Genomic DNA, 2,544 nt, shown 5'->3' on the forward strand with positions numbered 1-2,544 from the left:
CTTATCCCGCTCGCATTAGGATTTGAAGGTAGCGGCTTAATTTCTAAAGGACTTGGTGTAACAGTAATTGGTGGATTAACAAGTTCAACATTATTAACACTTCTTATTGTTCCAATCGTTTATGAAGTATTAAGCAAGTTTAAAAAGAAAAAAGTAAAGTAACAAAAAAATAACCTCGCTAATTGCGAGGTTATTTTTTATTTCCAAACAAGATTAGGAAATCACCATAGCCTTCTTTTTCTAATTCCTCTTTTGGAATAAATCGAAGAGCTGCTGAATTTATACAATAGCGAAGTCCATTCGGTCCTGGGCCATCTGGAAATACGTGCCCGAGATGTGAATCTCCTTCCTTACTTCTCACTTCTGTACGCGTCATATTATGACTCACATCCATTTTTTCCTTCACACTAGCTGACATAACTGGCTTTGTAAAACTAGGCCATCCACATCCACTATCAAATTTATCTAGAGAAGTAAACAAAGGTTCACCTGAAACGATATCTACATAAAGACCTTCTTCTTTATGATTCCAATACTCATTTCGAAATGGTGGTTCTGTACCATTTTCCTGTGTTACATAAAATTGCATCTCATTCAGTTTTTCCTTTAAATGAGCATTATCCTTTGGCCAATGTTGCTTAATAAACGCATCTCGCCCTGAGCCCTTACGGTATAACTCGTAGCGGAATTCATTTTTCTTATGATATCCTTGGTGATATTCCTCTGCGGGATAAAACGTAGCAGCTGGCAATATTTTTGTCGCAATCGGCTTTGAAAAGCGCCCACTCCTTGCAAGCCCTTCTTTTGAAGCCTCTGCTTTTTTATGTTGTTCTTCATTATGATAAAAAATCACTGTTTCGTAAGACTGTCCGCGATCGTGGAATTGCCCACCTACATCAGTCGGATCAATTTGTCTCCAATATATATTTAATAACTCTTCATACGGCATTTTATTTGCATCAAATGTAATTTGTACTGCCTCATAATGTCCCGTCGTTTCTGAACATACTTCTTTATATGTTGGATTCTCTTTATGACCACCTGTATAGCCAGAAACAACCTTTATAATTCCTTCCATCTCTTCAAATGGCGAAACCATACACCAGAAGCACCCTCCAGCAAATGTAGCTAATTCTACCTTTTCATTTACAGCCATTCTTTCACCCCTATTCTATCTTCTCCTTACAGTATGGCATAAGAAACATCATGTTATAAAAGAAAAAGCATCGAACATCGATGCTTTTTTCTCTTCACTTTATTTTTTCCCAGCGTCCTTCTCCATTTCATCACTTGTCACATCTAAGACATCTAATAAGAAAATGAAGATTGGAATACCGATAATTAATCCCCATACACCTAAGAAGTGTTCCGAGAAGATTAATACCATAAACGTATAGAAAATTGGTAAGTTTGTTTTTTGCGACATAAACTTCGGATTTAACACGTAACTTTCAAGCGCATGAATGACTGTTACGATAACTAAAATATAAACAACGTACATAATACCGCCGATATTGTAAGCAATCATACAAAGCGGGAATAACGAAATGATAACCCCAGCTACTGGAATTAAACCAAGTAAGAAGATCATTAACGCTAAACCTAATAATTGTGGGAATCCTAATATCCATAATGCAATAACGGATAAAACGCAGTTAACAACTGCAATTAAAAATTGGGCTTCGATTACTTTTCCGAATGAACGTGCAAATTTCTTACCGAAGTACTCGATTTCAGTATAGAAAATTGCAAGTCTGCTCTCTTTAAATTTTGCAGTAAAAGCAACGATACGAGCTTTCTCCAATAAGAAAAATAAACTTAAAATTAAAGAAAGTAACACTTGAAGGCCAAATTTCCCAACATTCGTAATCGATTTATACAAAATGTCAACGCCTTGTCCTACATACTTCGAAAGTTCCATATGATTAACAGCATTAACTGCATACTTAATTAATTCACTGTCCGGTGGGTTTCTTAAAAATACGTTAAATTGATAAATCAATTGTGAAATTTGTATCGTTAATACTGGTAAATATTTAAATAGCGTAATAGCAATTCCGCCAATTAACATAACATATAGAAATGCTATAATGAGCTTTCGATTAATGGGCATAAAGTGGTCTAATTTGCGAGAAATAAACTTTTGGAATCGATCCATTAAATACGTAAGAATAAACGTAATTAATATTAAATTCAACATACTTTGCAGCCCATATAATACGAGAGCAAGTATTACTAATACGAGTAACCTCTGAAATCCTTTGCTTTGAAACAGGTTTTTTATTTGCATAATCGACGAGTACTCTCTCCTGTCCTATAAAGTAAAACGTTAATAAGTAGATTTTTCTCTCTTTTCTACTTTTAATTATTCATTCATATTAAGATTTTTATAAGCTCATTATACGCCTACCTTAGCAGATCTATAGTAGCTTACTTCTTATTTTACAATACAATGACCTAATTCAAAACGTATTCTACACAGTATTAATGAAGATTTAAGGAAACTTACATTTTTTCAAAATAGGTCTTACCACTACTGTAACA

The 2,544-nt window shown here is 34.2% G+C and carries 3 protein-coding genes; 1 reads left to right on the plus strand and 2 read right to left on the minus strand.

Annotated elements, in window-relative coordinates; all coding sequences use genetic code 11:
* The coding region (locus MR083_RS28220; RefSeq protein WP_396022321.1) for a hypothetical protein at positions 1-162 on the plus strand (162 nt) is incomplete at its 5' end.
* Between the two features lie 28 nt (positions 163-190).
* On the opposite strand, the gene msrB is transcribed toward MR083_RS28220, so the two are convergent.
* A complete protein-coding gene (gene msrB, locus MR083_RS26385; protein WP_000290166.1) occupies positions 191-1,156 on the minus strand; it encodes a peptide-methionine (R)-S-oxide reductase MsrB in 966 nt (321 codons plus the stop codon).
* 99 nt (positions 1,157-1,255) lie between these two features.
* Positions 1,256-2,290, minus strand: a complete 1,035-nt coding sequence (locus tag MR083_RS26390) for an AI-2E family transporter (protein ID WP_001166015.1) — start codon at positions 2,288-2,290, stop codon at positions 1,256-1,258.
* Positions 2,291-2,544: the final 254 nt, after the last annotated feature.

This window comes from Bacillus cereus group sp. BfR-BA-01408 (assembly GCF_022663305.1).
GTDB classification, from domain to species: Bacteria; Bacillota; Bacilli; order Bacillales; family Bacillaceae_G; genus Bacillus_A; species Bacillus_A pacificus.

Bases quoted from the DNA above. Each gene is read 5' to 3' on its own strand.
- msrB (WP_000290166.1), bottom strand. From the start codon at position 1,156: ATGGCTGTAAATGAAAAGGTAGAATTAGCTACATTTGCTGGAGGGTGC.
- MR083_RS26390 (WP_001166015.1), bottom strand. From the start codon at position 2,290: ATGCAAATAAAAAACCTGTTTCAAAGCAAAGGATTTCAGAGGTTACTC.